Source organism: Hydrogenophaga sp., from assembly GCF_051858985.1.
Lineage (GTDB): Bacteria > Pseudomonadota > Gammaproteobacteria > Burkholderiales > Burkholderiaceae_C > Hydrogenophaga.
On the sequence record NZ_JBHYGM010000003.1, the window covers coordinates 615,462 to 640,870 of the forward strand.

The following is a 25,409-nucleotide window of genomic DNA, read 5'->3' on the forward strand; positions in this document are numbered from 1 at the left end:
GCGGTAACCTCAACGGCGATTCCACCAACCCATCGAGCCACCCATGAAAACGCAAGCCGCCGTCGCCTGGAAAGCAGGCCAGCCACTCACCATCGAAACCGCGGACCTCGAGGGTCCGAAGTTCGGTGAGGTCCTGGTGGAGATCAAGGCCACGGGGATCTGCCACACCGATTACTACACGCTCTCCGGCGCCGATCCTGAGGGCATCTTTCCCGCCATCCTCGGGCACGAGGGCGCGGGCATTGTGGTGGATGTGGGGCCGGGCGTGACCACGCTCAAGAAGGGTGACCACGTCATTCCGCTCTACACGCCGGAGTGCCGCCAATGCAAGTTCTGCCTGAGCCGCAAGACCAACCTGTGCCAGCTGATTCGCGGCACGCAGGGCAAGGGCCTGATGCCCGACGCCACCAGCCGTTTCAGCATCGACGGCAAGCCCATTTTTCACTACATGGGCACCAGCACCTTCAGCAACTACACCGTGGCCCCGGAGATTTCGCTGGCGAAGATCCGCGATGACGCGCCGTTCGACAAGGTCTGCTACATCGGCTGCGGCGTCACCACCGGCATCGGTGCCGTGATCTTCACTGCCAAGGTGGAGGCCGGCGCCAACGTGGTGGTGTTCGGTCTCGGCGGCATCGGTCTCAACGTGATCCAGGGCGCAAAAATGGTGGGCGCCGACAAGATCATCGGTGTGGACATCAACCCTGCGCGCCAGGAGATGGCCCGCAAATTCGGCATGACGCACTTCATCAACCCGAAGGAAGTGGAGAACGTGGTGGATGCCATCGTGCAACTCACCGATGGTGGCGCCGACTACAGCTTCGAGTGCATCGGCAACACGCAAGTGATGCGCCAGGCGCTGGAATGCACCCACAAGGGTTGGGGCCGCAGCATCATCATCGGCGTGGCCGAGGCCGGGGCGGAGATCAGCACGCGGCCGTTCCAGCTCGTGACCGGCCGCAAGTGGGAAGGCTCGGCGTTCGGCGGCGCGCGCGGCCGAACCGACGTGCCGAAGATCGTCGACTGGTACATGGAGGGCAAGATCAACATCGACGACCTGATCACCCACACCATGCCGCTGGCCGACATCAACAAGGGCTTTGATCTGATGAAGCGGGGCGAATCGATCCGCGGCGTCGTGCTCTTCTGACGGCTGCCATGAGCGAAGCACCCACGCTGCAGCGCGTCCAGGCGGGAGTGCTCGATGTCGCCTATGTCGATGCCGGTCCCCCGAATGGCCCACCGGTGGTCCTGCTGCATGGCTTTCCCTACGACATTCATGCCTATGCCGATGTGTGGCCGCGTCTGGCCGAGCAGGGCTGTCGAGTGGTCGTCCCCTACCTTCGCGGTTATGGCCACACGCATTTCCGGAGTTCGACCACGCCGCGTTCGGGTGAGCAGGCGGCGCTCGGTGCCGACCTGCTGGCCCTGCTCGATGCGCTGGGGATTCCCCAGGCCGTGCTGGCTGGATACGACTGGGGTGGCCGCGCCGCCTGTGTGGTGGCGGCGCTCTGGCCGAACCGTTGCAGGGGCCTGGTGTCCCTGAACGGCTACAACATCCAGGACATTGCGCGCGCGATGGAGCCTGAGACCGCCCAACGCGAGCACATGCTGTGGTACCAGTATTTCTTTCACAGCGATCGCGGTCGAGCTGCGCTCGTGCGCGACCGGCGTGATCTCTGCCGCCTGTTGTGGAATCAGTGGTCGCCCACCTGGCGGTTTGACGATGCGACGTTCGAACGCAGTGCCCGGGCCTTCGACCATCCGGACTTTGTCGACGTGGTGATCCATTCCTACCGTCACCGCTTCGGGCTCGTTCCAGGCGATCCCGCGTACGCGGACATGGAAGCGCGGCTGGCTGCGCAGCCGCCGATCTCCGTGCCCGCGATCACGTTCGACGGTATCGATGACGGCGTGCGGCCACCCGCTGATCCATCTGTCCATGCACCCAGGTTCACTGGCCCGCGTTCTCACCGTCTGGTGCCCGGCGTTGGCCACAATCTGCCGCAAGAAGCGCCCAAGGTCTTCGCCGATGCGGTGCTCGAACTCGTTTCCCTTGACCTCATGACATGAACACCGACATCACGATCTTGTCCACTCACCGCTGCTTTGGCGGCGTTCAGGGCTTCTACCAGCACGCTTCCAGCGCCATCGGCCTGCCGATGAAGTTCGGGGTCTTCGTGCCGCCGCAGGCTGCCAGCGGTCCGGTGCCCGTGTTGTATTTTCTGGCGGGGCTCACTTGCAACGAAGAGACCTTTGCCATCAAGGCCGGCGCCCAGCGGGTGGCGGCTGAACTGGGGCTGATGCTGGTCACGCCAGACACCAGCCCGCGCGACACCGGCATCGACGGTGCGAGCGAGGCATGGGATTTCGGCCATGGTGCCGGCTTCTACCTGGACGCCACCGAGTCACCCTGGTCCAACTGCTTTCGCATGGAGACCTGGATCACTCAGGAGCTGCATGCGCTGGTGCCACGCCATTTTCCCGCGCACGCACAGCGAGCGGGCGTGTTCGGTCATTCCATGGGTGGTCACGGTGCGCTCACGCTGGCCCTGCGCCATCCTGGCCTCTACCGCAGCGTTTCGGCACTGGCGCCCATTGCGGCGCCGAGCCGCTGCCCCTGGGGCGAAAAGGCCTTCACGGGTTATCTCGGTCCTGACCGTCGCGCCTGGGAGGCACACGACGCCACTGCCTTGGTGGCCGCAGGCCAAAAGGTGCCACCCCTGCTGATCGACCAGGGCCTGGCCGACAAATTCCTGGCCGAGCAATTGCATCCGCACCTTTTCGAAGCCGCTTGCGCACAGGCGGGCCAACCGCTCACGCTGCGTCGGCACGATGGCTACGACCACGGCTACTGGTTCATAGCGAGCTTCATCGAAGACCACCTGCGCCACCACGCGCTCACCATCTGATCCCATGCGACCGCGTCAATTCGACCTCATTGCATTCGACTGGGACGGTACCCTCTTTGATTCCACGGCCGTCATCGCCCGCTGCATCCAGAGTGCGGTGACCGACCTCGGCTACACGCCGCCCACGCAGGAGGCCGCCAGCTACGTCATCGGCATGGGCCTGATGCAGGCGCTGGCGCATGCCGCGCCCGACGTGCCGCGGGAGCGCTATGCCCAGTTGGGTGAGCGGTTCCGCTTTCATTACATGTCGCACCAGAACGACCTCAGCCTTTTCCAGGGGGTGCTGCCGTTGCTCGCCGAGCTCAAGGGTCGCCAACATCTGCTGGCCGTGGCCACCGGCAAGAACCGTGCAGGGCTGGACGAGGTGTTGCACACGCAGGAACTTCATGGCGTGTTCGACGGATCGCGCACGGCCGATGAAACCGCTGGCAAGCCGCACCCCCGCATGCTGCTGGAGCTCATGGGCGAGTTCGGTGTGAAGCCTGAACGCACCCTGATGATCGGGGACACCACGCACGACCTGCAGATGGCGCTGAATGCGGGCTGCGCGAGCCTGGGCGTGAGCTACGGTGCGCATGAGCCGGCCGCCTTTGAAGTACTGAAGCCTCTGCATGTGGCGCACTCCGTGCGCGAGCTGCACGACTGGCTCGCCGCCCACGCCTGAAGACGCCATGGTCAACGCCCCAGACCCGATCCATCCGCTGTGCAACAGCCACGATCTGGTCGAGGGCGGGCGCGCTGTGCCGTTTGACGTGATCTACGCGGGCCAGACCTGCCGCGCGTTCGCGGTGCGCTTCGAAGGCCAGGCGCACGCCTACCTCAACCGTTGCTCGCACGTGGCGATGGAAATGGACTGGCAGCGCGACCAGTTCTTCGACGACACGGGCCGCTGGTTGCTCTGCGCCTCACACGGTGCCGTCTACCAGCCGGATACCGGCGCCTGCCAGGGCGGGCCCTGCCGCGGCGGCCTGTTCAAGATCGAACTGGTGGAGCAGGACGGCGTCGTCCACTGGCGGTCACAATACCATCTCAAACCCCTTGAATTCTGAGAGCCATCGACCATGAATGAAGATCCCTTGAACCAGGGCGTGAGCCGCCCGGCCGGAGGCGGCTGGGAGCGCGAGACGATCGAGAAACTCGTGCTGGCCACCATCCGCGAACAACAGGCCGCCAGGCGCTGGAAGATCTTCTTCCGCCTGCTCTGGCTGGTGCTGTTCGGTGCCGTGATCTGGATGATCTACAGCGCCAACGCCAGCAGCACGTCGGTGAGCACGCCGCACACGGCGGTGGTGGAGATCAAGGGTGAGATTGGCGCAGGCGCCGAGGCCAGCGCCGAAAACGTCATCCCGGCCCTGCGATCGGCCTTTGAGGACGCGGGTGCGCAGGCGGTGGTGTTGCTGATCAACTCACCCGGTGGCAGCCCGGTGCAGGCCGGCATCATCAACGACGAGCTGAACCGTCTCAAGGGCTTGCACAAGAAGAAGGTGTATGCGGTGGTCGAGGAGACCTGCGCGTCGGCCGCCTATTACATTGCCGCCGCCGCCGACGACATCTATGTCGACAAGGCCAGTCTGGTGGGGAGCATCGGCGTGCTCATGGATGGTTTCGGTTTCACCGGCCTCATGGACAAGCTTGGCATCGAGCGCCGTCTCATGACGGCAGGCGCCAACAAGGCCCTGCTGGACCCGTTCAGCCCGCAAGATGAAGAACAGCGCGCCTACATCCAGCGCATGCTCGACGAGATCCATGCGCAATTCATCGAAGTGGTGAAAAAGGGCCGCGGAACCCGTTTGAAGGAAAACGCGAACACCTTCAGCGGCCTGGTCTGGAGTGGCCAGCAGGCGGTGAACGAAGGCCTGGCCGACGGCCTGGGCAGCCTCGACTTCGTGGCCCGTGAGGTCGTCAAGGCCGAAGAGATCGTTGACTACACCCAGCGTGAGAACGTGGGCCTGCGCCTGGCCAAGCGCTTTGGAGCAAGCGTGGGCGAGGGCGTGTTCATGGCTGCGCGCGCAGCCGGTGTGCAACTGAAGTAAATCAGCTGCTGCGGTAGCCGTTGGGGTTGCCGCTCTGCCAGCGCCAGGTGTCGGCGCACATGTCGTCGAGCGAACGGGTGGCGCGCCAGCCCAGCAGGCGCTGGGCAAGTCCGGGATCTGCCCAGCATTGCGCCACGTCGCCCGCACGGCGAGGCGCGATGCGGTAGGGCACCTTGCGGCCACTGGCCCTCTCGAACGCGCTCACCAGTTCAAGCACGCTGTGTCCGCGCCCCGCGCCCAGGTTGACGGTGAAGCTGGTGCTTCCACCGAGCAGGCGCTTGATGGCGGCGACGTGCCCGTCGGCCAGGTCCTGCACATGGATGTAATCGCGCACACCCGTGCCGTCGGGCGTCGGGTAGTCGTTGCCGAACACGTTGAGGTGATCCCGCTGGCCCACCGCCACCTGCGCCACATAGGGCATGAGGTTGTTCGGAATGCCGGCTGGGTCCTCGCCCATGAGTCCGCTGACATGCGCTCCCACGGGGTTGAAGTACCGCAGCACCCCGACGCGCCAGGCCGGACGAGCGGCATGAAGCGCGTACAGCATGTCCTCGATCACCAACTTGGTGTGACCGTACGGATTGGTGTGGCTGCGCGGAAAGTCTTCGGTGATCGGCACGCTGGCAGGGTCTCCGTACACCGTGGCACTGCTGGAGAACACCAGCGTGGGCGAGGCGTCAGGGGTCTCAGCGGCCACCGTCTCCATGGCGCGCATCAGGCTCACGGCACCGCCGATGTTGTTGTGGAAATACTTCAACGGATTCGCCACGCTTTCACCCACCGCCTTGTCGCCCGCAAAGTGCACCACGCCCGCAGGCTGGTGACGACGCAGCACGTCCTCCAGCCACGGCGTGTCGAGCACGTTGCCCCGTTCCAGCGGGATCTGCTGGCCGACGATGTCCGCCAGGCGCTCGAGCACGAGCGGGTGGCTGTTGGCGAAGTTGTCCAGCACCACGGGTTCGAAGCCCGCTTCGACCAGCGCCACCGCGGTGTGGCTTCCGATGTAGCCGGCACCGCCGGTCAGCAGGATCTTCATGGCGTCACCGGCCTGTCCGGGTGGGGTCTGGCTGGCGGCCGTAGATGTCCTCCAGGCGAACGATGTCGTCCTCGCCCAGGTAGCTGCCGGACTGGACCTCAATCATCTCCAGCACCATCTTGCCGGGGTTGTGCAGGCGGTGCACCTCGCCGATGGGGATGTAGGTCGACTGGTTCTCCGACAGCAGGTAGACCTCCTGTCCGCGCGTGACCTCGGCCGTGCCCTTGACGATGATCCAGTGCTCCGCCCGGTGGTGGTGTTTCTGCAGGCTCAGAGACGCGCCCGGTTTCACCCCGATGCGCTTGACCTGGAAACGCTCGCCCACGTCCACGCTGTCGTACCAGCCCCAGGGGCGGGCGACGCGGCGGTGTGTCGCGGCCTGCGAGATGTTGCGCTGGCTCAGGTGCGCCACCACGTCCTTGACCTGCTCGGCGTGGTCGCGCTGTGCCACCAGCAGCGCGTCGGGCGTGTCGATGATGAGCAGGTCCTGGGTGCCCAGTGCCACCACCGTGCGACCCGGGGCGTGAATGAAGGTGTTCCGCGATTGCAGGGCATGGCCCTGACCGGTGACGCGGTTGCCGTCGCCATCGGCGGGACTGAGATCGGCCACCGCATTCCAGCTGCCCACATCGCTCCACTGGCCCTGGAATGGCACGACCGCCACGTTGTCGTGCGGCTCCATCACCGCATAGTCGATGCTCTGCGAACGGCAAGCCAGGAACGGCGCCGCCTCGGGCCGCACGAAGCTCACTTGGCCCACCGACTCACGGCGCGGCGCGGCCATGGCTTGCTCGCAGGACTGCAGGATGTCAGGCGCATGCCGTGCCAGTGCCTCGATGAGAACGCTGGCGCGGACCAGGAAGATGCCTGCGTTCCACAGCACATGGCCTTGAAGCAGCAGGCTCTGCGCAGCGGCGGGCGCTGGCTTTTCGATGAAGCGTGCCACGCTGCGGCTGCCATCGGCGCGCACGTCGCCCTGCTGGATGTAGCCGTAGGCGCTGCTGGGGAAACTGGGCACCACGCCAAAGGTGACGATGGCCCCGCCTTCGGCTGCCGCCACGCCTTGTTCGACCGTCTTGCCGAAAGCCACAGCGTCAGGAATGTGGTGATCGGAGGGGCAGAAGAGCAGCAGGGGGTCTGCCCCGCCTTGCGAACGTGCGAGCAGCGCGGCCAGCGCCATGGCGGCGGCGGTGTTGCGTGCAGCGGGCTCCAGGATGACCTGGCCCGAGGCATTCCGGGATTCCAGGGCGTCGGCCACGAGAAAACGGTGGTCTTCGCTGGCGACGCAAATGGCAGGCTCACCACACCACGCCAGACGTTCCAGCGTGAGTTGCAGCAGATTCCGGTCGCCCAGGAGCGGCACGAACTGCTTTGGAAAACTCTGTCGGCTCAGGGGCCACAGGCGGGTGCCTGAGCCTCCACAAAGAATGACGGGGGTGATGCTCATGGGCGCTTGGAGGTGCGGTTGGGGCGGACGCGGGCCTCAGATGGCAATGCCCGACCGTCGAACCGTGGCAGTGTAGTCCTTCGACTCTCGCCGGCGCGCACACCGTTACCATGGTGAGCCATTCTTCACGAACCAGCGAAAAAGGCTCGCCCTCATGACCATCCGTAAAGCCGTTTTCCCCGTGGGTGGCCTCGGTACCCGTTTCCTGCCCGCCACCAAAGCCATCCCCAAGGAAATGCTGCCCGTGGTGGACAAGCCCCTCATGCAATATGCGGTGGAGGAGGCCTACGCCGCGGGCATCCGCGAAATGATCTTTGTCACTGGCCGCCACAAGAGGGCCATCGAGGACCATTTCGACACCGCGTACGAGCTCGAGGTGGAGCTTGAGGCCGCCGGCAAGGGTGCCTTGCTGGCCCTGGTGCACTCCATCAAGCCCGACGACATGGACTGCGTGTACGTGCGCCAGCCACGCGCCCTCGGCCTGGGTCATGCCGTGCTGTGCGCAGAACGGTTGGTGGGGCAGGAGCCGTTCGCAGTCTTGCTCGCGGACGACCTGATGATGGGCCGCAACCAGGCGCAAGGTGGCCCGACGGTGCTCCAGCAGATGGTCGAGGCCTACGAGTCCAGTCCCGGCACCGTTCTGGCGGTGCAGGATGTGCCGCGGTCTGACACCAGACGCTACGGCGTGGTGGATGTGCATGGCGCCGAACAGCAGCTGGCGGAGGTGTTCGCCATGGTCGAGAAGCCCGCGCCTGACGTGGCGCCCTCCACGCTGGCGGTGGCAGGGCGTTACATCCTGACCCCGGCGGTCTTCGAGAGCATTCGCCGGCAGCCGCGCGGCGCCGGCGGCGAGATCCAGCTCACCGATGGCATCGCGGCCCTGATCGGCGTGGAGAAAGTGCAGTCCTTCCGGTACGACGGCCAGCGTTACGACTGCGGCAGCAAGGAAGGCTTCCTGGAAGCCACGATCGACCTCGCGTTGGCCAACCAGGAACTCAGCGGCGCAGTGCGCGCGCATCTTCAGCGCATCAAGGCCTGAGGCTCATCGCCCCAGCAGGAACACGCAGGGCGCCTCCAGCGGCAGGCCGTCCTGCAAAGTCTTTGTCTGGCGCCATTCGCTGACCAGGGCGCTGCGGCTCACCTGCTGGTCCAGCGACATTGCACCGCAGATCGCCAGCCGCGTGTGCGGGTGCAGGTTCTGCACCAGCGCACGCCACAGGGCGGCATTGCGGTAGGGCGTTTCAATGAGGATCTGCGTCTGCCCTGTCTTCAAGGCAAGTGCCTCCAGATCGCGAAGGCGCCCGGCGCGTTCGGCCGTTTCCTGAGGCACATAGCCCACGAAGGCGAACTGTTGCCCATTGAGCCCACTGGCCGCGAGCGCCAGCATCAGCGAAATGGGCCCCGTCAGCGGCACCACCCGCAAACGCAGGGCGTGGGCCGCGCGCACGATGGAACTGCCGGGGTCGGCAATGGCGGGCATGCCCGCTTCACTCACCAGGCCCACGTCGTGACCGGCGAGCGCAGGCGCGAGCAGATCTCGCGCCGCCGGCTCCCCGTCTGCCTGAGGTGAATGGTCACCCTTCTTGTGGGCTGCGCGAGGCAGTTCCGCAATGTGCTGCTCCTGCAGCGGCGCAGCCAACCCTTTGGCCGATTCCACGCGTTTCAGGAAGGCCCGCGTGCTCTTGGCGTTCTCGGTGATCCAGTGGGTCAGACGGCTGGCAACGGACAGCGTTTCGCCGGGCAGCCAGAGGCCGATGTCCGCGGGTGTGTCCAGGCCCATGCCGAAATCCAGCGGCGTGGGCACCAGATAAAGCGCCCCCTGCTTTCCGGAGTGTGTGCTCACAATACTTTGACTCCCGCCGTCCGCAGGAGATGGCAGGTGCGAATCAGCGGAAGGCCGACCAAGGCGGTGGGGTCGTCGTTGTCGATGCGTTCCAGCAGTGCGATGCCCAAACCTTCGCTTTTTGCGCTGCCTGCGCAGTCATAAGGCTGCTCGGCCAACAGGTATTCCTCGATTTCGTCCTCTCCCAGATGGCGGAACACCACCCGAACGGGCGCAATCTCGCATTGTTCAAAGCCGGTTTCCATGCACACCACAGCCAGGGCGGTCTGGAACACCACGGTCTTGCCGCTCATCCGCCTCAATTGCGCCACGGCGCGTTCGTGGGTACCAGGCTTGCCCAGGGGCTCACCGTGCAGGTCGGCCACCTGATCGCTGCCGATCACCACGGCCTGCGGAAATCGCTGCGCCACGTCCCGCGCCTTGGCGAGCGCCAGGCGAAGGGCCAGATCGGCGGGGTTCTCGCCCGGGTTCGGCGTCTCGTCGACCCGCGGTGCGACGGCCTCGAAAGGCAGCCTCAGGCGCGACAGCAGTTCGTGGCGATAGCGCGAGGTGGAGCCCAGGATCAAGGGGCGAGTGGCGATCGGGGAGGATGTCATGGGCGGTATTCTCCCTGCATTCTTTTACACTGCCCGCATGAAACCGCCTTCGAAATCCGCGTGGAATCCCGATCGGCTGGACGCCCGTGCCTTTGCCGAAGCGCGCGGTCATCTGCAGATCGACACACCGCTTACCCATTTGCCCCGGTTGCGCGCAGAGGCCGACGGTGAAGAGGCCCTGCCCGGAGACGTTCGATGGGAAGCGCGTGGTGAACTTCGACCGGGTGCCAGCGGCGGCAGCCCCTCGCCCTGGTTGCACCTCGAGGCCCGCACCTGCCTGCCCCTGACCTGCCAGCGATGCCTGGGACCGGTAGACACACCGCTCGAGGTGGACCGATGGTTCCGTTTCGTGGCCGACGAGGCCACCGCCGAAGCGCAGGACGACGACGCCGAGGAAGACCTGCTGGCCCTGGAGCCGCGACCCAGCCTCTTTGATGTGCTGGAGGACGAGTTGATCATGGCCTTGCCGCTGGTTCCCCTGCACGAAAGTTGCCCGGTGTCCGTGGTGTTCAAGGCGGGGGACCCGGGCGTAGAAGAGGACGAAGTGCCAACCCGGAAAAATCCGTTTGCAGCTCTGGAGCGCCTCAAGAAGACATGAAGTGGCGTGGAGTGCAGCTTCACGCTATAATGCTTGGCTTTGCGCTGGCATCCAGAGGCACCCGAGTCAAGCACAGGTGCAACGGTCAGGCGCCAACCCACCCGAATTCAGGAGCCCACCATGGCCGTCCAGCAAAACAAAAAGTCCCCTTCCAAGCGCGGCATGCACCGTTCGCACAACGCGTTGAATGTGCCGGGCATTGCCGTGGAGCCCACCACCGGCGAAACCCACCTGCGCCACCACATCAGCCCCAACGGCTTCTACCGTGGCCGCCAGGTGTTGAAAAACAAGTCCGAAGCCTGAATGACGGGCCGCCACTGGCCTCGCCGCGACATCGCGATCGGGGACCAGATGGCGATTGAGGCAAGAGCCCGCATGTCCCATGCGGGCTTTTTTTACGCTTCCAGGATGTCTTCATGATCACCATTGCCGTCGATTGCATGGGAGGGGACGTCGGCCCGGCGGTGACTTTGCCGGCCTGCCACGCCTTTCTGACCAGCCACCCGCAGGCCCAGCTGCTGCTGGTGGGCAAGCCCGAGGTGTTCCGGGCCTGGCCCCAGGTGCTCAATAACGTGCGGTGCCGTGTGGTGCCGGCCACGGAGGTGGTGAGCATGGACGATCCGGTGGAGGTGGCTCTGCGCCGCAAGAAGGACTCGTCCATGCGCGTGGCCATCAACCAGATCAAGGAAGGCGCGGCACAGGCAGCCGTGTCCGCGGGCAATACGGGTGCTCTCATGGCAATCGCCCGCTATGTGCTCAAGACCATGGAGGGCATCGATCGCCCGGCGATCGCCACCCAGATGCCCAATGCCAGGGGCGGTGCCACCACGGTGCTCGACCTCGGGGCGAATGTGGACTGCACGGCAGAGCACCTGTTGCAGTTTGCGGTGATGGGCTCCGCGCTCGTGGCGGCGGCCACTGGACACAAGGAGCCCACTGTCGGCCTCCTCAACGTGGGCGAGGAAGTCATCAAAGGCAGCGAAGTGATTAAAAAAGCAGGTGTTCTGCTCAGAAATGCTGCCAACACCGGCGATCTGAACTTTTTCGGCAACATTGAAGGTGACGACATCTTCAAGGGCACGACCGATATCGTGGTGTGCGATGGCTTCGTCGGCAATGTGGCGCTCAAGGCCAGCGAAGGCTTGGCGTCGATGATCAGTGGCTTCATCCGGGAAGAGTTTTCGCGCAATATCTTCCGGAAAATAGCCGCGATCGTCGCTTATCCGGTGCTTAGATCGTTCAAAAATCGGGTTGACCACCGCCGTTACAATGGCGCAGCCCTTTTGGGCCTGCAAGGACTGGTCTTCAAGAGTCACGGCTCGGCCGATGCCTTCGCCTTCGAGATGGCGCTCACGCGGGCTTATGATGCAGCTCACAACAGACTGTTGGACAACGTCCGGGAGCGGATCGCACACGCCCGGCCATTGATCTCGCCGGAATCCATGCCCAGCGAGCTCAAAAGCATCCCGACCCTTTGAATCTCTCGAATTTTTCCGCATGACACGTTACGCCCGTATCGCCGGCACCGGGAGTTGCCTGCCTCCCCAACGACTGAGCAACGTCGACATCGTGGCAATGCTGGCGGCGCGTGGCGTGGAGACCAGCGACGAGTGGATCGTCGAGCGCACCGGGATTCGGGCGCGCCATTTCGTGGCCGACGGTGTTTACGCCAGCGACATGGCGTTGCAGGCCTGCCGTCAGGCGCTGGAGGCCAGTGCCTTGTCAGCGTCCGATATCGACCTGATCATCGTGGCCACCTCCACGCCCGACATGGTGTTTCCCTCGACAGCGGCGATCCTGCAGCACAAGCTGGGCGTGGCGGGTTGCCCGGCCTTCGACGTGCAGGCGGTGTGCAGTGGCTTCATCTACGCGCTCACGGTGGCAGACGCCATGATTCGCACGGGTGGAGCGCGCAATGCGCTGGTGGTGGGCTCGGAGGTGTTCAGCCGGCTGCTGGATTTCAACGACCGCACGACGTGCGTGCTGTTCGGCGACGGCGCTGGCGCGGTCGTGTTGCAGGCTTCGGACACACCCGGCATCCTCGCCACCGACATTCACGCCGACGGCAAGCACACCGGCATTCTTTGTGTGCCGGGGCACGTCTCTGGTGGGCAAATCCTCGGCGACCCTCTGCTCAAGATGGATGGGCAGGCGGTGTTCAAGCTGGCGGTCGGCGTGCTCGAAGACACCGCCCGAACCGTGCTCGAAAAGGCGGGGCGCACCACTGCCGACGTGGACTGGCTGATTCCGCACCAGGCGAACATCCGCATCATGCAGAGCACCGCGCGCAAGCTCAAGCTTCCCATGGAAAGGGTGGTCGTCACGGTGGATGAGCACGGCAACACGTCGGCCGCGTCGATACCCCTGGCCCTGGACCACGCCGTGCGGCAGGGTCAGATCAAGAAGGGTGACACGCTGCTGCTGGAAGGGGTCGGCGGCGGGTTCACCTGGGGTTCGGTGGTGCTGGATTTCTGATCCGGCGCCCGATTCCATCCTCCTCTGTCAAAGAGATCCATGAAGAAGAATTTCGCATTCGTGTTTCCTGGCCAGGGTTCTCAGGCCGTTGGCATGCTCGACGCCTGGGCCGACCATCCTGCCGTGCGGGAGACCTTGAAAGAGGCTTCCGACGCCATGGGCGAGGACGTCGGCAAACTGATCCATGAAGGTCCGGCCGAGTTGCTGGCGTTGACCGTGAACACCCAGCCCGTGATGCTGGTGGCTGGTGTGGCCGCCTGGCGCGTCTGGTGCGCAGAAGGTGGCCAGGCGCCGGCAGCGGTTGCAGGACATTCCCTGGGCGAGTACTCCGCGCTGGTGGCGGCCGGCTCGCTGACCCTGGCGCAAGCGGCTCCGCTGGTGAGGTTTCGGGCTCAGGCCATGCAGGACGCGGTGCCCTCAGGCACGGGAGCCATGGCAGCGGTGCTGGGACTGGGCGCCGACAGTGTTCACGCGGGCTGCGCGCAAGCCCAGGCCAGCTTCGGCGTTGGCAGCCCGGAGGTGGTGGAAGCCGTCAATTACAACGACCCGGCTCAGACCGTGATCGCGGGCAGCAAGGCCGCGGTGGAGAAAGCCTGTGAAGTGCTCAAGGCGCTGGGAGCCAAGCGCACGCTGCCTTTGCCGGTGTCTGCGCCGTTTCATTCCAGCCTGATGAAACCCGCCGCTGAGAAACTGCGGGAAAAGCTGGCCGCCACCGAACTGCTGCCACCGCAGATTCCCGTCATCAACAACATCGACGTCGCGGTCGAGTCCGATCCCGATCGCATTCGCGATGCCTTGTACCGTCAGGCTTTTGGCCCCGTGCGTTGGGTCGAGTGCATTCAAGCCATCCAGGCACGCGGCGTGGACACCGTGGTCGAGTGTGGTCCGCGCAAGGTGCTGGCTGCCATGGTCAAGCGGGTCGACCCCCAACTGAACAGTGCGGCCTTGTTCGACCCTGCGACACTGGCAGAGGTCAAGGCCTTGCTCGCCTGACACCCGGAGACCCTCATGTCCGACATCAAATTTGCTGGCCAGGTGGCCCTGGTCACTGGCGCTTCTCGCGGCATTGGTGCGGCCATCGCACACGAGCTGGTGTTGCGGGGCCTGACCGTGATCGGCACTGCGACCAGCGATGAAGGGGCGTCTCGCGTTGGCGCGACGCTGTCTGCATTGCCTGGCGCAGCCAGCGGCTGCCGAGGCGCGAAGCTGGACGTCAACGATGCCGCATCGGTCGATGCGCTCATCGATGAAATCGTCAAGAGCCATGGCGGCCTGCAGGTGCTGGTGAACAACGCGGGCATCACGCGGGACATGCTGGCCATGCGTCTGAAGGACGACGACTGGGACGCGGTGCTGGACACCAACCTGAAGGCCGTGTTCCGCATGAGTCGCGCCGTGATCCGCCCCATGATGAAGCAGCGCTACGGGCGCATCATCAGCATCACCAGCGTGGTGGGCGCTTCGGGCAATGCCGGACAGGCCAATTACGCCGCCGCCAAGGCGGGCGTGGCGGGCATGACGCGCGCCCTGGCGCGCGAACTCGGCAGCCGCAACATCACCGTGAATTGCGTGGCGCCCGGATTCATCGAAACCGACATGACGGCAGCATTGCCGGAAGAGCAGCAGAAAGCGCTTCTGGGCCAGATTCCACTGGGGCACCTTGGCAAACCCGCCGACATCGCTCATGCGGTCGCTTACCTGGCCAGTCCACAGGCTGCTTACGTCACCGGTCAGGAACTGCACGTGAACGGCGGCATGTTCATGGCCTGAACACACAGGGCAACCCGCGTTCCTGCGCCGCTTGAGCCGCCCGGCGGGCCATCTGGGGAGACTTCCCCGGGATGGCTAAAATGACGGCCTTGTATTTCAACCACCCTCAGAGGGACTTATGAGCGATATCGAAGCACGTGTTAAGAAAATCATTGCCGAGCAACTCGGCGTGGAAGAGGGACAGGTCACCAACGAGAAGGCCTTTGTGGCCGACCTGGGTGCCGACTCGCTGGACACGGTTGAACTCGTGATGGCTCTGGAAGACGAATTCGGCATCGAGATCCCTGACGAAGACGCCGAGAAGATCACCACCGTTCAAAACGCCATCGATTACGCGGTCGCGCACCAGAAAGCCTGATTTGCCCATGAGCCGCCGTCGCGTTGTCGTGACCGGTCTGGGGTGCATCTCGCCCGTGGGAAACACGGTGCAGGATGCCTGGGCCAACCTTCTCGCTGGCCAGTCTGGCATTGATCTCATCACCCAGTTCGACGCGAATCCGTTTGCGTGCAAGTTTGCGGGCGAGGTCAAGGGTTTCAACATCTCGGACTACATCCCCGAGAAGGAAGCGCGCCACATGGACCGTTTCATCCATCTCGGACTCGCTGCTGCCATCGAGGCGGTGGCCGATTCGGGGCTGTTGACCGGTGGCGAACTGGGCGAGGAAGAGGCCACGCGCATCGGCGTGAACATCGGATCCGGTATCGGTGGTCTGCCCATGATCGAACAGACCCACGCCGAACTCACGGCCCGTGGGCCGCGGCGGATTTCGCCGTTTTTCGTGCCGGCATCGATCATCAACATGATTTCTGGTCACGTGTCGATCAAGTTTGGATTCAAGGGACCGAACATGGCGGTGGTCACGGCCTGTACCACCGGCCTGCATGCCATCGGTCTGGCCGCCCGCATGATCGAGTCGGGCGATGCCGATGTCATGGTCGCGGGCGGGGCGGAAGCGACCGTTTCTCCACTGGGACTGGGCGGCTTTGCATCTGCGCGGGCGCTCTCCACCCGCAACGACGACCCGAAGACAGCGTCGCGTCCCTGGGACAAGGACCGCGACGGCTTTGTGCTGGGCGAGGGCGCTGGCGTGCTGGTGATCGAGGAATACGAGCACGCCAAAGCGCGCGGCGCGCGCATCTATGCGGAAATCGCCGGATTCGGCATGAGCGGTGACGCTTACCACATGACGGCACCGAACGTCGACGGACCTCGCCGATCCATGGTTTCTGCCCTGCGCAACGCGGGTGTGAACCCTGATGAAGTCCAGTACCTCAACGCGCATGGCACATCCACCCCGTTGGGCGACATCAACGAGACCAATGCGATCAAGGCCGCCTTTGGCGATCATGCGCGCCAGGTCGTCGTCAATTCCACCAAGTCCATGACGGGCCACCTGCTGGGCGGCGCAGGGGGGATCGAGAGCGTGTTCACCGTGCTGGCGCTGCACCACCAGAAGAGCCCGCCCACCATCAACATCTTCAACCAGGATCCGGAATGCGATCTGGACTACTGCGCCAACACAGCGCGTGACATGAAGATCGATGTGGCCGTGAAGAACAATTTCGGCTTTGGTGGTACGAACGGCACGCTGGTCTTTCGTCGCGCCTGAACCCAACGATCGCTCCTATTTTTCGCTCCCCGCATGCACAGCGCCCCATCGGTGAACTACCCGGTGGGGCGTTGCCGCTTTTTTGCCGTCCTGCTGTGGTTCCAGGCGTGCACCGCGCTTGGGTTGATCTCCTGGTGGTGGGCGGTAGCGGCGAACGACCCGCCCTCGATCCAGCGCTTCTGGTCAGGGCTGGGATCGGCATTCTGGTTGGTCTGGGGCTTCTGGTCGGTGCGGTATTGGCGCCAATCGCCCGAAGGACGGCTGGAGTGGGACGCGCAGGCATCCTCTGCGACGCTGCTGCCCGACGATGCACGTGGTGCCTGGCGTTGGTGGGATGTGGCGAGCACGGACGCGACCCGCCTGAACTCTGTCGAAGTGGCACTGGATCTGCAGACACAGGTCCTGCTGCGGCTTCCGGGCACCTGGCGCCAGGGTCGCTGGATCTGGGTCGAAAGGTGGCGCGATCCTGCGCGCTGGGACGATCTTCGGCGCGCACTTCATTCGTCCGGCGCCTGAAGGCTTGCCCCGCAAGCCCGTTGGCGCAGGGCGCTTGGGTTATATTTTCGCGCCCATGACACTCGAAGACCACACCGCTCCACCGCCGCCGGACAGCGATGTCATGCTGGTGCAGCGCACGCTGGCCGGAGAGCAGAAGGCCTTCGAGATGCTGGTCGTCAAGTACCAGCGCCGTGTCGAACGCCTCATTGGTCGCATGGTGCGCGACAGCGATCTGGTCCAGGACATCGCGCAGGAAACCTTCATCCGCGCCTATCGCGCCCTGGCCCAGTTCAGGGGTGACGCACAGTTCTATACCTGGCTCTACCGCATTGCGGTCAATACGGCCAAGAAACAACTGATGGAACTCAAGCGCGACCCGCTGGTCTTCCAGTCTCAGATGAAATCGGCGGATGACGATGAAACTTCCGCGCCGGAACGCGAACTAAATTCAGGTGTGGCCGATACCGAGACGCCCGAGGCGGTGCTGGCCAGCAAGGAAATCGCCCAGGCGGTCAATGCCGCCATGGAGGCGCTGCCCGAAGAGCTGCGCATGGCGATCACCCTGCGAGAGATCGAGGGCCTGAGCTACGAAGAAATCGCCACAGCGCTGGAGTGTCCGATTGGAACCGTGCGTTCCCGGATCTTCAGGGCCCGCGAGGCGATTTCAGGGCGCATCAAGCCGATGCTGGAGCGCCAGACAGGTAAGCGCTGGTAGGGCAATGGCTTTTGCCCCGCGAAATTGGGATGTCCATCATGAATGCCGCAGAAATGAATTCGAACCCCTCGAACCCGCAGGAATCGCTGTCCGCGCTGGCGGATGGCGAGCTGGACGCGACCGCCCTGGATGGCGTGTTGGCGCAGCTGGCGTCGGACCCGCAGAACATGCGGGACTGGCATGCCTACCAGACGATTGGGGACGTGCTGCGTGGCGCTGGCACGGTGGTGGCGGCTCAGGCGCCGGGTGATTTTCTGGCCGGCGTGCGTGAGCGGTTGAAGGTCGAGAGCGCGTCGAGGCCTGTCCATCCCGTCGTGACCCGCCTCGAGGCGGGCCCAGCTGCGGCGGCCAACGATGCCGTCTTTCGCTGGAAGATGGTGGCTGGTTTCGCCTCTCTTGCTGCCGTCATGGCCGTGAGCTGGAATCTCATTGGCGGCGCGCCTCAGGATGCGGGTGGTTCTACCGGGCCGCAACTGGCGGTCGCCACCCCTGCGCCGGCCGGCTCTTCGGCCGTGGTACCTGTGGCCGGTGTGGCGCCGCGTGCCCCCACATCCACCGAAGTGGTGGTGAACACGGGGCAAGGTGTCGTGATCCGCGATGCACGACTCGAGGAGTTGCTGGCGGAGCACCGGCAGCATGGCGGGATGTCGGCGCTGCAGATGCCCACCGGCTTCATCCGGGGCGCCACTTACGAAGCCTCAGATCGTTGAACCACCATGACGTTTGCCTTGCCCTTGTCGCCCGTGCATACCTGTGAGACCGCTCACTCTCTTGCTTCGCAAGAGCCGGTGTGGCCAGGCCTACGCCGTTGGGGTGCAGTTGCATTGCTGGCGCTCACCTCCGGTCTGGCGGTGCCCGCATACGCGCAGGGGTCTACAACGAGCCAGGCCGCTACGCGCAGCGTCAATGAGTGGCTCACGCGCATGCACGAAGGTTCTCGTCAGCGCGCCTACATCGGCACGCTGGTGGTTTCGGCCGGTTCTTCCATGTCGGCTTCCAAGATCTGGCATGTGTGCGACGGCAACCAGCAGATGGAGCGGATCGACACGCTCACAGGCACGCCTCGCACCACCATCCGGCGCAACAACGATGTGATCACCTTTGTGCCGGAGGCCAAGACCGCGCTCGTGGAGAAACGGGATTCCCTGGGCATGTTTCCCGAGTTGCTGCGCACGCCCCAGAACCTGATTCCGCAGTTCTACCAGGCCCGGGAAGTCGGCGTGCAGCGTGTCGCCGGACATCTGGCCGACATGGTCGAGATCCTGCCGCGCGACGAATTGCGGTTTGGCTACCGCATCTGGTCTGAGCAACAGTCCGGACTGGTCGTCAAGCTCCAGACCCTCGGCCAGCAAGGCGGCGTGCTTGAGCAGATGGCGTTTTCGGAACTGCAGCTGGATGCGCCGGTCAGCATGGACAAGCTCAAGAAGCTGATGAAGGACACGCGCGGCTATGAGGTGCACAAGCCTGCGCTGAAGAAGACAACGCCCGAGGCCGAGGGCTGGCGCCTCAAGGAAGCGGTGCCGGGCTTCAGCGCGATGAGTTGCCATACCCGGGACACCGGAAGTACCCAGGCGCCGGGAACGGCGCCCATGCAATGGGTGTTTTCCGATGGCCTCGCTTCCGTCTCCCTGTTTGTCGAGCCGTTTGATCCCCAGCGTCACGTCCAGGAATCCTCGGCCGTCGTGGGTGCGACCCACTCCGTCAGCAGGCGGATGGGCGAGCACTGGCTCACCGTGCTGGGTGAGGTGCCCGAACAGACGCTGCGCCGATTTGCCCTGGCGCTCGAGCGAACCCGCTGACCGGCGTCGCTGCACTTGCAGGGCGCACCGGTGCCGCCATTTGAGCAAATCCCAGTGTTCCGGCTTCGTCCCATTCATTCAATGTTTGAGCATCAAAGGATCCACATGACGCGATTTGCCCCTCAACCCACGGTGCTTTCTCTGGTGGCCGCAGCGGTGCTGGCCGTCGGAGGTGCCACGCTGCTGGCCACACCCCTGCCGGCGGCGGCTCAGGCCGCGGTCGTGCCCACGGTTCCACCTGCTGGCAGCGTGCGGGGCCTCCCCGACTTCACCGACCTCGTCGACCAGGTTGGCCCGTCGGTGGTCAACATCCGCACACTGGAGCGGGCCAGCGCGAACAGCGGCTCTGGCACGGGGCCCGATGAGCAGATGCTCGAGTTCTTTCGGCGCTTCGGCATCCCGATTCCGCCCGGCATGACGCCGCGCACGCCTCGCCCCGATCGGGGCGGTCCTCCTGAAGAAGCGCAGCCGCGCGGCGTGGGCTCTGGCTTCATCCTGAGCGCCGACGGCCTGATCATGACCAACGCCCACGTGGTGGATGGCGCCGATGAGGTGATCGTCACCTTGCCCGACAAGCGCGAATTCAAGGCCAAGATCGTGGGCGCTGACAAGCGCACCGATGTGGCGGTGGTCAAGATCGAGACAACCGGTCTGACCGCCGTGAAGATCGGCGATCTGAACCGGCTGCGCGTGGGAGAGTGGGTGATGGCCATCGGCTCGCCGTTCGGCCTGGAGAACACCGTCACCGCGGGCATCGTCAGTGCAAAGCAGCGGGACACCGGTGATTTCCTGCCTTTCATCCAGACCGACGTTGCCATCAACCCCGGCAATTCGGGCGGGCCGCTGATCAACATGCGTGGCGAAGTGGTCGGCATCAACAGCCAGATCTACTCGCGCTCCGGCGGCTTCCAGGGCATTTCGTTCGCCATCCCGATCGACGAGGCGGTGCGCGTTTCCGACCAGCTCAGGGCCACCGGCCGCGTGACGCGTGGGCGCATTGGCGTGCAGATCGACCAGGTCAGCAAGGAAGTGGCGGAATCGATCGGTTTGGGTCAACCCAAGGGGGCGCTGGTGCGAGGTGTCGAGCCCAATTCACCCGCCGCCAAGGCAGGGGTCGAGCCTGGGGACATCATTCTGAAGTTCGATGGCAAGGAGATCGACAAATCGGTCGATCTGCCGCGTCTGGTGGGCAACACCAAACCCGGCAGCAAGAGCGCCATGACGGTCTTTCGCCGCGGCAGTCAGCGCGAGTTGTCCATCACCGTGGCCGAACTCGAGCCCGAGAAGCCGGAAGTGCGAGCCGCCGCGCCCGAGCCCAGCAAGCCGCAGTCGAGCAATGCACTCCAGGCACTGGGCCTCAGCCTGGCCGATCTCACCGCGGCCGAGAAGAAAGAACTCAATCTCAAGGGCGGCGTTCGGATTGCCTCGGCCGAAGGCGCTGCCGCACGCGCTGGACTTCGCGAGGGCGACGTGATCATCGCCATCGCGAACACGGAGACGGCGACGGTCAAGGATCTGGAAGCTGCCATGGGCAAGACCGACAAGACCAAGCCCATCAACGTGCTGTTCCGTCGCGGCGAGTGGGCGCAGTACGCGGTGATCCGTCCTCAGCGTTGAACGTCTCGTGCAGAGGCGCCAATAACCCCCGGACCCGATTGGGATTTGGGGGGTTTTTTTTGGCGTTGGTCGTTTTGCCACACGGGGTTTTCCTCAGCCTTTTGCGCGGGCTGAACCAAGCAAGTTTGTGATCACTAACAAACCTCAAGCCGCTCTTGACCGATTTCGCTAAAATGCCGCTTGTTCTGAACGTATTCCTGTGCCCATGTGCCGCGTCGATCCACGATGTGGGAGTGTCTCAGGAAGCCCCCAGGTCATCCACAGCCGCCCCACAAGGCTTCCACTTTTGATGTGGATGATCTGTGTATAACTTGGCTGTTGCTGCGCTGCAACAAGGCTTTCGTGCGGGGTCGGTGGTTTGCTTTCCGGGCTTTTTGCCTACAATGAAACCCCAACTATCGCAGTTGCCATTGATTGTTGGTTACGGGCGCGTCAGCAGCTGACGCGCCCGTTTTTTATGGCCGCTTGTTCCTGCCGGAGCCCGCGGTTTCTGTCGTGTCCGAGCCGTTTTTCCTGATGAATCACATCCGCAATTTCTCGATCATCGCCCACATCGATCATGGCAAGTCGACGCTGGCCGATCGGATCATCTCCCTGTGCGGCGGCCTCTCCGATCGAGAGATGAGCGAGCAGGTGCTCGACTCGATGGACATCGAAAAAGAGCGCGGCATCACCATCAAGGCACAGACCGCTGCGCTCAAATACAAGGCGCGTGACGGTCAGGTCTACAACCTCAATCTCATCGACACGCCCGGGCATGTCGACTTCTCCTACGAGGTCTCGCGCTCCCTCTCCGCTTGCGAAGGCGCGCTGCTCGTGGTGGACGCCAGCCAGGGCGTCGAAGCCCAGACCGTGGCGAACTGCTACACCGCGCTCGACCTCGGCGTGGAGGTGGTCCCCGTGCTGAACAAGATGGACCTGCCCAACGCCGACCCTGAGAACGCCAAGAGCGAGATCGAGGACGTCATCGGCATTGACGCCAGCGAGGCAATTCCTTGTTCGGCCAAGACCGGTATGGGGGTCGAGGAGATCCTGGAGGCCGTGGTGGCCCGCATCCCCGCGCCCAAAGGCAAACCCGACGCCCCGTTGCGCGCGATGATCGTGGACAGCTGGTACGACGCCTATGTGGGCGTGGTGATGCTGGTGCGCGTGGTCGACGGACGTCTGCTCAAGGGCGAGCGTTTCAAGATGATGGCCACCAACACCGTCTACAACGCCGACAGCCTGGGCGTGTTCACGCCCGCCAACGAACCCCGGGAAGCCCTGAACGCGGGTGAGGTGGGCTACATCATTGCCGGCATCAAGGAGCTCCAGGCTGCCAAGGTGGGTGACACCATCACGCTGGAGAAAAAGCTGCCCAACAATGCGGGGCCCGCCACCGAGGCCCTGCCAGGTTTCAAAGAGGTGCAGCCGCAAGTGTTCGCCGGCCTGTATCCGACCGAGGCAAACCAGTACGACGCACTGCGTGACGCGCTGGAAAAGCTCAAGCTCAACGACGCCTCATTGCACTACGAACCCGAGGTGTCTCAGGCACTGGGTTTTGGCTTTCGCTGCGGCTTCCTCGGTCTCCTGCACATGGAGATCGTGCAGGAACGCCTGGAGCGCGAGTTCGATCAGGACCTGATCACCACCGCGCCCAGCGTGGTCTACCAGGTGGTCAAGCCCGATGGCGAGGTGATCATGGTGGAGAACCCATCCAAGATGCCCGACCAGGGCCGCATCGAAGAGATCCGCGAGCCGATCGTCACCGTGCACCTGTACATGCCGCAGGAGTACGTGGGCGCGGTCATGACGTTGGCCAACCAGAAACGCGGCATGCAACTGAACATGGCCTACCACGGCAAGCAGGTCATGCTGACCTACGACATGCCGCTGGGAGAAATCGTGCTCGACTTCTTCGACAAGCTCAAGTCGGTCAGTCGCGGCTACGCCTCGATGGACTATGAGTTCAAGGAATACCGCGCCTCCGACGTCGTGAAGGTCGACATCCTGCTCAACGGGGAAAAAGTGGATGCGTTGTCCATCATCGTGCACCGCACCCAGTCGCAGTACCGGGGCCGGGCGGTGGCCGCGAAGATGCGTGAGATCATCAGCCGGCAGATGTTCGACGTGGCCATCCAGGCGGCCATCGGCGGCAACGTGATCGCGCGCGAAACCATCAAGGCGCTGCGCAAGAACGTGCTGGCAAAATGCTACGGCGGCGACATCACCCGAAAACGCAAACTCCTCGAAAAACAGAAAGCAGGCAAGAAGCGCATGAAACAGATCGGCTCGGTCGAGGTGCCCCAGGAGGCTTTCCTCGCCATATTGCAGGTGCAAGACTGATGCAGGCGCTCATGGGGACGATCACCGCGGTGATCCTGGCGGCCTTTGGCGCCTATGCGGTGGCCTGGTATTCCGGCGTGGTGGAGGGCAACTTTGCCGTGCTGCTGATGATGGCCACGGTGGTGACCGGCGTGTACTGGCTTGCCGAGCGGGCCATCTTTCTGCCGCAGCGCCGCCGCGCCGCCAAGCGGTTGCAGGACGAGCACAACACCCGGAAGGAAGCCTTGCTCAAGCAGGGTTTCAGCCAGATCGAGGGCGACGTGGACGGCGCGCGCCAGAAGCTGCTGATGCAGCCCTGGTGGCTGGACTGGACCGCCGGTCTTTTCCCGGTGATCCTGGCCGTCTTCGTGCTGCGATCCTTCCTGTTCGAACCCTTCAAGATTCCTTCGGGTTCCATGATCCCGACCCTGCGCGTGGGCGACCTGATCCTGGTGAACAAATTCCACTATGGCTTGCGTCTCCCGGTGTTCAACACGAAGTTGCTGGCCAACAACGAGCCTCAGCGCGGCGACGTGATGGTGTTCCGCTATCCCCCGCAACCGAGCCTGGACTACATCAAGCGGGTGATTGGAGTGCCTGGTGACGAGGTGGCCTACATCAACAAGCAGCTCAGCGTGAACGGCCAGCCCGTGCCGCGCGCAGCCCAGCCCGAGTTCTTCGACAGCGACAGCATGCGCTACTCGCGCCAGTTCCGCGAGACACTGGGACAACGGCAGTACAACACGCTCAACGACGAGGACCGCGCCGCGTTCATCAACCGGTCCACCGACTTTCCATTCCTGGACCAGTGCCGCTACTCCGTGGAAGGTGTTACCTGCAAGGTTCCGGCAGGCCACTATTTCATGATGGGCGACAATCGGGACAATTCACTCGACTCACGGTATTGGGGGTTTGTGCCCGAAGCGAATATCGTAGGCAAGGCCTTTTTCGTCTGGATGAACTTCGGGGATCTCGGCCGCATCGGGTCGTTCGAGTGACAGCAAGCCTCAGGAGAATGAAGTCATGGCATTGAAACGTCAACAACAGGGACTGACCTTCGTCGGCCTGCTCATCGTGGGTGTGCTGCTGGCCTACACCGGCGTCATCCTGGCTCAGGTGGCGCCTACCTATATTGAATACATGGCAGTTCAGAAGGCGGTAGACAAGGCCGCTGCCGGCACCACAGTGGCCGAAGTGCGCAGCACGTTCGACCGCGCTGCCCAGATCGACGACATCCGGACGATCACCGGCAAGGACCTCACGGTCGGCAAGGAAGGTGATCGGGTGGTGGTGTCCTTTGCCTACCTGCGCGAGATTCACCTCGCGGGTCCGGCACACCTCGTGATGAAGTACGAGGGTCGTTCCAAATGACGGTTGCTGCGGACTGGAAGCGTCCTGGCGGGCGCTCCGCTCCTTGAGCCCGGAGCTTGTGGCGCTGCAAAAGCGCCTGCAACACCAGTTCGCCAACCCGCGCCTGCTCGAGCGCGCACTCACCCACCGCAGCTTCACCGCCGATCACAACGAACGGCTGGAATTCCTGGGCGATTCCGTGCTCAGCCTGGCTGTCTCCGGGCTGCTGTTCGAGAAGCTCAATCAGCTGCCCGAGGGCGATCTCTCCCGCGTGCGGGCCAACCTGGTCAAGCAGGACACGCTGGCTCAGATCGCCACGGGGCTCGGGATTTCCGCAGGTTTGCGACTGGGCGACGGCGAAAAGCGCTCGGGTGGGCACAAGCGGCCATCCATCCTGGCGGATGCGCTGGAGGCAGTGATCGGCGCGGTCTACCTGGACGCCGGTTTCGAAGCCGCTGCTGCGGTGGTGCAACGGCTCTACGGCGGCATCGAACTCAATGCCCAGATGAGCGCGATGGGCAAGGACCCCAAGACCGAATTGCAGGAGTGGCTGCAGGCGCGCAGAATGAAGTTGCCTGTCTATCGCGTGGTCGCCACGCTGGGCGAGGCGCACCAGCAAACCTTTGATGTGGAGTGCACGGTGACCGAGACCGGTCATTGCGAGCGCGGCATCGGAGCTTCCAGGCGCGCCGGCGAGCAGGCGGCCGCGGCCGCCATGCTGCAACACCTCCTCGCTGCGGCGGCACCGGCCTCGGCCATTGCCTCCGAGGCCCCCGTGGTCACCCGCGCTGCCCAGTCTTCCTGAT

General features: G+C 64.1%; 28 protein-coding genes. 24 read left to right on the plus strand and 4 right to left on the minus strand.

The features are described 5' to 3' along the window. The first annotated feature begins 43 nt into the window (after positions 1-43). From ACTIEY_RS15340 to ACTIEY_RS15365, 6 genes are read left to right on the plus strand one after another with little or no spacing between them, the layout of a single operon-like run. Positions 44-1,150, plus strand: coding sequence for an S-(hydroxymethyl)glutathione dehydrogenase/class III alcohol dehydrogenase (locus ACTIEY_RS15340; RefSeq protein ID WP_439519993.1), 1,107 nt, complete (start codon positions 44-46; stop codon positions 1,148-1,150). Between the two features lie 8 nt (positions 1,151-1,158). After that, on the plus strand, positions 1,159-2,073 hold the full coding sequence (locus tag ACTIEY_RS15345; protein WP_439519994.1) for an alpha/beta fold hydrolase: 915 nt from the start codon (positions 1,159-1,161) through the stop codon (positions 2,071-2,073). Further along, complete coding sequence (gene fghA, locus ACTIEY_RS15350; RefSeq protein WP_439519995.1) at positions 2,070-2,912, plus strand: S-formylglutathione hydrolase; 843 nt, start codon at positions 2,070-2,072, stop codon at positions 2,910-2,912. Before ACTIEY_RS15345 ends, fghA begins: the two co-directional genes overlap by 4 nt. A gap of 4 nt (positions 2,913-2,916) precedes the next feature. Further along, on the plus strand, positions 2,917-3,576 hold the full coding sequence (locus ACTIEY_RS15355) for an HAD family hydrolase (protein WP_439519996.1): 660 nt from the start codon (positions 2,917-2,919) through the stop codon (positions 3,574-3,576). Between the two features lie 7 nt (positions 3,577-3,583). Beyond that, positions 3,584-3,961 carry a Rieske (2Fe-2S) protein gene (locus tag ACTIEY_RS15360; RefSeq protein ID WP_439519997.1) on the plus strand — a complete coding sequence of 126 codons (378 nt, stop codon included), beginning with the start codon at positions 3,584-3,586 and terminating at the stop codon, positions 3,959-3,961. Positions 3,962-3,973: 12 nt separating this feature from the next. Further along, positions 3,974-4,945, plus strand: a complete 972-nt coding sequence (locus ACTIEY_RS15365; protein WP_439519998.1) for a S49 family peptidase — start codon at positions 3,974-3,976, stop codon at positions 4,943-4,945. Position 4,946: 1 nt separating this feature from the next. Here the strand turns inward: ACTIEY_RS15365 and galE are convergent, their stop codons facing one another. Both galE and ACTIEY_RS15375 read right to left on the minus strand, forming a co-directional pair. Next, a complete protein-coding gene (gene galE / locus ACTIEY_RS15370) occupies positions 4,947-5,981 on the minus strand; it encodes a UDP-glucose 4-epimerase GalE (RefSeq protein ID WP_439519999.1) in 1,035 nt (344 codons plus the stop codon). Positions 5,982-5,985: 4 nt separating this feature from the next. After that, positions 5,986-7,428 carry a mannose-1-phosphate guanylyltransferase/mannose-6-phosphate isomerase gene (locus tag ACTIEY_RS15375; protein ID WP_439520000.1) on the minus strand — a complete coding sequence of 481 codons (1,443 nt, stop codon included), beginning with the start codon at positions 7,426-7,428 and terminating at the stop codon, positions 5,986-5,988. Positions 7,429-7,582: 154 nt separating this feature from the next. On the opposite strand from ACTIEY_RS15375, the gene galU reads away from it, so the two are divergent. Next, positions 7,583-8,467, plus strand: a complete 885-nt coding sequence (gene galU, locus ACTIEY_RS15380; RefSeq protein WP_439520001.1) for a UTP--glucose-1-phosphate uridylyltransferase GalU — start codon at positions 7,583-7,585, stop codon at positions 8,465-8,467. A 3-nt stretch (positions 8,468-8,470) separates the two neighbouring features. Here the strand turns inward: galU and ACTIEY_RS15385 are convergent, their stop codons facing one another. Both ACTIEY_RS15385 and ACTIEY_RS15390 read right to left on the minus strand, forming a co-directional pair. Then, entirely contained in the window at positions 8,471-9,274 is an 804-nt protein-coding gene (locus ACTIEY_RS15385; RefSeq protein WP_439520304.1) for an SAM-dependent methyltransferase, read from the minus strand. Continuing rightward, entirely contained in the window at positions 9,268-9,867 is a 600-nt protein-coding gene (locus ACTIEY_RS15390; protein ID WP_439520002.1) for a Maf family nucleotide pyrophosphatase, read from the minus strand. The genes ACTIEY_RS15385 and ACTIEY_RS15390 overlap by 7 nt, the downstream gene beginning before the upstream one ends. 37 nt (positions 9,868-9,904) lie before the next feature. Between ACTIEY_RS15390 and ACTIEY_RS15395 the strand changes: the two genes are divergently transcribed. The 17 genes from ACTIEY_RS15395 (at position 9,905) to rnc (ending at position 25,408) form a co-directional block, all read left to right on the plus strand. Then, positions 9,905-10,465 (plus strand): YceD family protein, encoded by a 561-nt coding sequence (locus tag ACTIEY_RS15395; protein ID WP_439520003.1) that lies wholly within the window; start codon positions 9,905-9,907, stop codon positions 10,463-10,465. A gap of 120 nt (positions 10,466-10,585) precedes the next feature. Beyond that, positions 10,586-10,768, plus strand: a complete 183-nt coding sequence (gene rpmF, locus ACTIEY_RS15400; RefSeq protein ID WP_005794249.1) for a 50S ribosomal protein L32 — start codon at positions 10,586-10,588, stop codon at positions 10,766-10,768. A gap of 113 nt (positions 10,769-10,881) precedes the next feature. Further along, positions 10,882-11,943: a phosphate acyltransferase PlsX gene (gene plsX, locus ACTIEY_RS15405; RefSeq protein ID WP_439520004.1), complete on the plus strand. Its 1,062-nt coding sequence runs from the start codon at positions 10,882-10,884 to the stop codon at positions 11,941-11,943. 19 nt (positions 11,944-11,962) lie between these two features. After that, the gene (locus ACTIEY_RS15410; RefSeq protein ID WP_439520005.1) at positions 11,963-12,940 is read left to right on the plus strand and encodes a beta-ketoacyl-ACP synthase III; all 978 of its coding nucleotides are present in this window, start codon (positions 11,963-11,965) and stop codon (positions 12,938-12,940) included. Between the two features lie 39 nt (positions 12,941-12,979). After that, entirely contained in the window at positions 12,980-13,933 is a 954-nt protein-coding gene (fabD, locus tag ACTIEY_RS15415; RefSeq protein WP_439520006.1) for an ACP S-malonyltransferase, read from the plus strand. A gap of 15 nt (positions 13,934-13,948) precedes the next feature. Continuing rightward, positions 13,949-14,710 (plus strand): 3-oxoacyl-ACP reductase FabG, encoded by a 762-nt coding sequence (gene fabG / locus ACTIEY_RS15420; protein ID WP_439520007.1) that lies wholly within the window; start codon positions 13,949-13,951, stop codon positions 14,708-14,710. A gap of 118 nt (positions 14,711-14,828) precedes the next feature. Continuing rightward, entirely contained in the window at positions 14,829-15,068 is a 240-nt protein-coding gene (gene acpP, locus ACTIEY_RS15425) for an acyl carrier protein (protein WP_101047920.1), read from the plus strand. Between the two features lie 7 nt (positions 15,069-15,075). Next, a complete protein-coding gene (fabF, locus tag ACTIEY_RS15430) occupies positions 15,076-16,320 on the plus strand; it encodes a beta-ketoacyl-ACP synthase II (protein WP_439520008.1) in 1,245 nt (414 codons plus the stop codon). A 51-nt stretch (positions 16,321-16,371) separates the two neighbouring features. Further along, complete coding sequence (locus tag ACTIEY_RS15435; protein WP_439520009.1) at positions 16,372-16,836, plus strand: hypothetical protein; 465 nt, start codon at positions 16,372-16,374, stop codon at positions 16,834-16,836. 55 nt (positions 16,837-16,891) lie between these two features. Then, positions 16,892-17,533 carry an RNA polymerase sigma factor RpoE gene (gene rpoE, locus ACTIEY_RS15440; protein ID WP_439520010.1) on the plus strand — a complete coding sequence of 214 codons (642 nt, stop codon included), beginning with the start codon at positions 16,892-16,894 and terminating at the stop codon, positions 17,531-17,533. 53 nt (positions 17,534-17,586) lie between these two features. Beyond that, a complete protein-coding gene (locus tag ACTIEY_RS15445) occupies positions 17,587-18,243 on the plus strand; it encodes a sigma-E factor negative regulatory protein (protein ID WP_439520011.1) in 657 nt (218 codons plus the stop codon). Between the two features lie 6 nt (positions 18,244-18,249). Further along, positions 18,250-19,332, plus strand: a complete 1,083-nt coding sequence (locus ACTIEY_RS15450) for a MucB/RseB C-terminal domain-containing protein (RefSeq protein WP_439520012.1) — start codon at positions 18,250-18,252, stop codon at positions 19,330-19,332. A gap of 105 nt (positions 19,333-19,437) precedes the next feature. Next, a complete protein-coding gene (locus ACTIEY_RS15455; RefSeq protein WP_439520013.1) occupies positions 19,438-20,949 on the plus strand; it encodes a Do family serine endopeptidase in 1,512 nt (503 codons plus the stop codon). A gap of 516 nt (positions 20,950-21,465) precedes the next feature. Next, a complete protein-coding gene (lepA, locus tag ACTIEY_RS15460) occupies positions 21,466-23,274 on the plus strand; it encodes a translation elongation factor 4 (RefSeq protein WP_439520014.1) in 1,809 nt (602 codons plus the stop codon). A gap of 11 nt (positions 23,275-23,285) precedes the next feature. Further along, positions 23,286-24,251 (plus strand): signal peptidase I, encoded by a 966-nt coding sequence (gene lepB, locus ACTIEY_RS15465; protein WP_439520015.1) that lies wholly within the window; start codon positions 23,286-23,288, stop codon positions 24,249-24,251. A 25-nt stretch (positions 24,252-24,276) separates the two neighbouring features. Next, positions 24,277-24,624 carry a DUF4845 domain-containing protein gene (locus ACTIEY_RS15470; RefSeq protein ID WP_439520016.1) on the plus strand — a complete coding sequence of 116 codons (348 nt, stop codon included), beginning with the start codon at positions 24,277-24,279 and terminating at the stop codon, positions 24,622-24,624. A 43-nt stretch (positions 24,625-24,667) separates the two neighbouring features. Next, positions 24,668-25,408 carry a ribonuclease III gene (gene rnc, locus ACTIEY_RS15475; protein WP_439520017.1) on the plus strand — a complete coding sequence of 247 codons (741 nt, stop codon included), beginning with the start codon at positions 24,668-24,670 and terminating at the stop codon, positions 25,406-25,408. Position 25,409 lies beyond the last annotated feature (1 nt).

Bases quoted from the DNA above. Each gene is read 5' to 3' on its own strand.
- ACTIEY_RS15340 (WP_439519993.1), top strand. From the start codon at position 44: ATGAAAACGCAAGCCGCCGTCGCCTGGAAAGCAGGCCAGCCACTCACC.
- ACTIEY_RS15345 (WP_439519994.1), top strand. From the start codon at position 1,159: ATGAGCGAAGCACCCACGCTGCAGCGCGTCCAGGCGGGAGTGCTCGAT.
- fghA (WP_439519995.1), top strand. From the start codon at position 2,070: ATGAACACCGACATCACGATCTTGTCCACTCACCGCTGCTTTGGCGGC.
- ACTIEY_RS15355 (WP_439519996.1), top strand. From the start codon at position 2,917: ATGCGACCGCGTCAATTCGACCTCATTGCATTCGACTGGGACGGTACC.
- ACTIEY_RS15360 (WP_439519997.1), top strand. From the start codon at position 3,584: ATGGTCAACGCCCCAGACCCGATCCATCCGCTGTGCAACAGCCACGAT.
- ACTIEY_RS15365 (WP_439519998.1), top strand. From the start codon at position 3,974: ATGAATGAAGATCCCTTGAACCAGGGCGTGAGCCGCCCGGCCGGAGGC.
- galE (WP_439519999.1), bottom strand. From the start codon at position 5,981: ATGAAGATCCTGCTGACCGGCGGTGCCGGCTACATCGGAAGCCACACC.
- ACTIEY_RS15375 (WP_439520000.1), bottom strand. From the start codon at position 7,428: ATGAGCATCACCCCCGTCATTCTTTGTGGAGGCTCAGGCACCCGCCTG.
- galU (WP_439520001.1), top strand. From the start codon at position 7,583: ATGACCATCCGTAAAGCCGTTTTCCCCGTGGGTGGCCTCGGTACCCGT.
- ACTIEY_RS15390 (WP_439520002.1), bottom strand. From the start codon at position 9,867: ATGACATCCTCCCCGATCGCCACTCGCCCCTTGATCCTGGGCTCCACC.
- ACTIEY_RS15395 (WP_439520003.1), top strand. From the start codon at position 9,905: ATGAAACCGCCTTCGAAATCCGCGTGGAATCCCGATCGGCTGGACGCC.
- rpmF (WP_005794249.1), top strand. From the start codon at position 10,586: ATGGCCGTCCAGCAAAACAAAAAGTCCCCTTCCAAGCGCGGCATGCAC.
- plsX (WP_439520004.1), top strand. From the start codon at position 10,882: ATGATCACCATTGCCGTCGATTGCATGGGAGGGGACGTCGGCCCGGCG.
- ACTIEY_RS15410 (WP_439520005.1), top strand. From the start codon at position 11,963: ATGACACGTTACGCCCGTATCGCCGGCACCGGGAGTTGCCTGCCTCCC.
- fabD (WP_439520006.1), top strand. From the start codon at position 12,980: ATGAAGAAGAATTTCGCATTCGTGTTTCCTGGCCAGGGTTCTCAGGCC.
- fabG (WP_439520007.1), top strand. From the start codon at position 13,949: ATGTCCGACATCAAATTTGCTGGCCAGGTGGCCCTGGTCACTGGCGCT.
- acpP (WP_101047920.1), top strand. From the start codon at position 14,829: ATGAGCGATATCGAAGCACGTGTTAAGAAAATCATTGCCGAGCAACTC.
- fabF (WP_439520008.1), top strand. From the start codon at position 15,076: ATGAGCCGCCGTCGCGTTGTCGTGACCGGTCTGGGGTGCATCTCGCCC.
- rpoE (WP_439520010.1), top strand. From the start codon at position 16,892: ATGACACTCGAAGACCACACCGCTCCACCGCCGCCGGACAGCGATGTC.
- ACTIEY_RS15445 (WP_439520011.1), top strand. From the start codon at position 17,587: ATGAATTCGAACCCCTCGAACCCGCAGGAATCGCTGTCCGCGCTGGCG.
- ACTIEY_RS15450 (WP_439520012.1), top strand. From the start codon at position 18,250: ATGACGTTTGCCTTGCCCTTGTCGCCCGTGCATACCTGTGAGACCGCT.
- ACTIEY_RS15455 (WP_439520013.1), top strand. From the start codon at position 19,438: ATGACGCGATTTGCCCCTCAACCCACGGTGCTTTCTCTGGTGGCCGCA.
- lepA (WP_439520014.1), top strand. From the start codon at position 21,466: ATGAATCACATCCGCAATTTCTCGATCATCGCCCACATCGATCATGGC.
- lepB (WP_439520015.1), top strand. From the start codon at position 23,286: ATGGGGACGATCACCGCGGTGATCCTGGCGGCCTTTGGCGCCTATGCG.
- ACTIEY_RS15470 (WP_439520016.1), top strand. From the start codon at position 24,277: ATGGCATTGAAACGTCAACAACAGGGACTGACCTTCGTCGGCCTGCTC.